Annotated in this window: 1 pseudogene; it reads left to right on the top strand. The window is 45.2% G+C overall.

The features are described from left to right. Nucleotides 1-478, top strand: a pseudogene (locus F3059_RS13740) (hypothetical protein); the annotation flags it as partial.

Here is a 478-nt window from a genome sequence, read left to right as displayed (position 1 = left end):
GTTTATACTGATTCGTTTTATGTCGATACGGTTGGGTTCTTAAATACTTCGGTAAATTATGCTTCTTCTACTATTCCGGGGTGTGTTGGTGCGCAGGCTTCGGTGATGAATGCGTTTGGGGTGCCGCCTTTTTCGTACAACTGGTCCAATGGTGACACTCTTGCTTCTACTTTCTTTGATACGGGAACGCATTCTGTCCTTGTGACTGATTCTGTCGGATGTTCTTTCTCTGACACTTTTTATGTGGCTCCTGATTCATTGGCGCTTTGGGTTTCGGATACGGCTAGTTTATGTCCCGGAGATTCGGTTTTTTTGGCGACAACTGATACGACTTCTTCTTTCCCTAAAAGCTGGTCGGTTGTGACGCCTAATACTACTTTGAGTGATTCTGCTGATACGGTAGTTATTGAACCGATTGTCGGGGGCAATTATTCGGTGGAGCTCATTTACTCTGCCGGGAGTTGTTTGGATACGTTGA

The organism is Salibacter halophilus, assembly GCF_008806325.1.
Taxonomy (GTDB): domain Bacteria; phylum Bacteroidota; class Bacteroidia; order Flavobacteriales_G; family Salibacteraceae; genus Salibacter; species Salibacter halophilus.
This window is presented reverse-complemented; position numbering and strand designations above follow the sequence as displayed.